The following is a 3,708-nucleotide window of genomic DNA, read 5'->3' as shown; positions in this document are numbered from 1 at the left end:
TGTTACTCCTTTAAAAAGATTAATTTTCAAAATAAAATCAGATTCTCGCTCATTTAAATAGTTAAAATTATAATCCCTTAAATTATTTATATGTTCTAAATAATATAATTTTTTATAATGAAGATCTAAATTTTGATTAGGACTTACTTTAGTTTGTTTTGCACTAAAAAAAGTATATTCAAGTTCAAATAAAAATCTTCGATAAAGACTAAAATAATCTACAAAAAAAGCTAACATAAAATCTTTATATTCTCTAATAACTTCAGGATCTAAAACTTCAAAAGCTAATAATTTGCGTTGAGTTATATCAGCATATATTGCACGTCTTTCTTGGGCTGAATCATAATAAATGGAATCGTTAAATAATATTGGATTTTTTGCAAAAAAAGAACCTTTTCGTTTTTTAAGTTCTTCTACAAAAGGATCTTTTTGAACCCATTGCATTAAATATGTCATTTTTCTTACAAGTAAAGCTTCACGAATATCCGTCCAAAAATCATATAATTTAATGATTGGTTGTTTAATAAAGTAATAACCTAAAATTCCAGGAATTTTAAATTTCCAATTAGTTAAAATGGGTTCAAATATTTCATCACGAAGGTAATCTGATTCTAATCTTTTTAAAAAATTAAAATGTTTATAAGGGTTTCCTTGCTTATCAATAGGTTCGTGACGCATGCGGCCTCCTCTAATCTTGGTAAAAATTTTTAATCTTTTACGCTCTCTAAAATGTTTATTATCAATCAGAATTATACCATTTAAAGGGGAGAACAGACGAGGAGCTGGTAAACTTTGAAAAAGATCACGTAATTTAAATGATAATGTAACTACAATTGGAGAATATCCTCGTTCTTGAAGTACTAATTTTTTTAGAGGATTAGGTTTACAATAATCTTCGAGTCTACGTCTACTATATGTATTTGATTTTCTATATGGATAATAATTAGTTTTTGTTAATTCTTTAAGCTTAGTTACTGTATTTTCTCTTTGACTACTTAATTTGTCAAAATAAACGGGATCTATAAACATAAAAATACTTCTTAATTTATGTAAAAAGCGTTCTCTGTAATTTGCTCCAATAAATTCAAAACCTCTTTTTTTAAAATTTAAACGACGATCTGCTTCTACTTCATCTTGTTCTCGTATACCTTCTTTTAAAGCTGCATTTAAAGATTGCATTAATGCACGATTAGGGTCTACGTGCTTATTTTTTATTCTTTCTTCTAATTCTGCTATTTCACGGTCTGTTTTTAAAATAAGATCACTTTCTAATTTTTCTTGATTAATTGTGTTTGTAAATTCTTTTTTAGATGTATTCAATTTTTTGGTTTGTAGAGATACAAGTGGTTTTCGTTTAAGAGAAGGTTTAAAAGCACGAAGAGCTTGTGTATTATCTTCTTTTTTAAATTCTTTGATGTTAGCATCAAATTTCTCCGTAGTTATTGCAACCGAAGGTTTTTTTTTTATTTCTTTTCCATATTCGTCAAAAAGTTCTGTTGTATCAATTCGATAATTTACTTTTTCAGTTACCATTTTTTTTTCGTATTCTTTACTTAATTCTGAAAGTCTAGATCTATAAAAATTTCGACCTACTCTTGCATTTTTTACAAGTTTAAATTCAATAAATTTTCTTTTTATTTTTGGATTTATACAATTGTTATAAAAATATTTTAAATCATTTATTGTTAATATTTTACTAAGAAAATAAAATCCTACACTTTTAAAATAATTAGTTTGTTGTTCATCTCTTATAGCTTTTAGTTCGTCAGAAATATAAGGATAATCATCTTCTTCCATACCAAAGGTACGAATTTCTACATCCTCAAAAGAGTCTGTTATATCATATAAAGTGGATAAAGAAAGTGTAGTATATCGTAATACATCAAAAGGATTTTTACTTACATTATAAAAAGGTATCAATTCCCAATTAACCCATTTTGTTAAAGTACCTTTATACAGTAATTCTTCAGCTGCCAAAGGATAAAATCCAACATTATAATTATCATTTTTTATTGCAAAACTAAGAAGAAGATTCTCAATTTTTTTATTAAAAGGAAGTCCCCATAATGGTTTATTTTCTGTTTTAGCAATATTTCTAAATAATGATTGAATCAACTGTATTCGTAATCTTTTAAAAGGATTAATTTGACTCATATGGTGTCCAATCTTTTTTAAAATAAAATCCGAATCTTGTAATAAAGTAGCTATTTTAGTTATTTTTGGAGTCTCCTTATAAAGAGTCCAAAAATAGTTTGACATTTTAGTTTCAAGATCACCTGCTAGTGTATTAAGTACTAAATCAGAAGAGAAATAGCGTAACTTTTTAAATAAAGCACCTTCTTCTTCTTCATCTAAAAGAACATTTTGCATCATTTCAACAAATGTATAATGATAATCTTGAGCATTCATAAGAACCCCAGGTCTATAATCAAACATCTCTTGATTATATGCATTGGTAAGAGTAAGTGATGGTGCGTGTATATATCGCCCATGTCCTGGAAAATTCGTTTTAAGACCTAATCCTTCAATTAAAAATTGATAAATATTATGATATATAGGAGTAACAAAACTTGGTATATAGGGATCAAAGGCAGTACTATATAAGGCATTATCTCGTGGAACCAGACCTAAAGGATGAAAAATAAAATGTTCAATAGGTGAAGATAATAAAAAAAAGAAACTGTATGTAAATAAACTGATAGTTGCTATATTACGAAGTATTGGACTATATTGACGATGAATATAATATTTAGGTACGCCAAAAATGGTTTTACCTTCATATTTTTTACTTAATTTTTTCATTTTTATGAAAAAACTATTAGTCATGTTCTCTATAATTTCTTTATTTTTTTCTGGCTCTTTTTCTAAAATTCTATATTTATTTTCTAATTCATTTTTTAATACTGTAGTAAGATGTCCCATAACCATACGACCGTTTAATAAGCGTTGAATATACATTAAGAAAGATCGTCTTATATAATATATATAATAGAAAAAAGCAGCATATGTTAATGAAAATGTTAAAATTAAACCAAAGTAAGTTCCACAAGAATTTGTTATATAAGACTCTAATGAAGTAGCGGGTGAAATACTTCTAAGAACAGGAAAAATAGAAGGTTGTTGAAATATAGCTAAGAAAATTCCAATAATAAATTCACGAGATATATATGTTTTTTTATTTCTTAAGTGATATAAAATCTCAGAAATAGCTGTCTTTTCAGAATAATTCTCTGACACTTCATCAAGAAAATTATCATCATATGTATGCATTACATATGCACCTTTAACAGCTTTTCCTGTAAAAGTCTTATTTTCAGGTACCCAAAAAAAAGCTTCATCTGTTTTTACTTTAAGTCCTAAATAAAGATAAAACATGGGTAAAAACCACATGTTTAAAAAATCCCAACAATTTAAAAATATATAAATAGAAGGTGACTTAAACATAATTACAAGATGAAACGAAGTTATGGAAATAAATGAACCTATATAAAATCCCATTAAAACAGGTGTAGTTTTATTATATCCATCTAAAAAAAAATCTCGTAATATATAAAGAGAAAGAGGTATAAAATTTGACAAAAAATAAACAGACCCTACAATTCCATAAAAAAAAGAGATAATAAAATTAACTAGTATATTTTGCTTTAAAGTAAAAGCATTTTGTTTTATCCATATAATATTTCTTACATCTGAAATAGAACTTTTTAT

General features: G+C 26.0%; 1 protein-coding gene. It reads right to left on the bottom strand.

Annotation, left to right across the window (positions count from 1 at the left end; translation table 11 throughout):
* Positions 1–3,708 (bottom strand): hypothetical protein (locus JFN88_RS10825; protein ID WP_199019323.1); only part of this gene is annotated, 3,708 nt, incomplete at both ends.

This window comes from Paenibacillus roseus (genome assembly GCF_016424485.1).
Classification (GTDB): domain Bacteria; phylum Bacillota; class Bacilli; order Paenibacillales; family Paenibacillaceae; genus Paenibacillus_D; species Paenibacillus_D roseus.
This window is presented reverse-complemented; position numbering and strand designations above follow the sequence as displayed.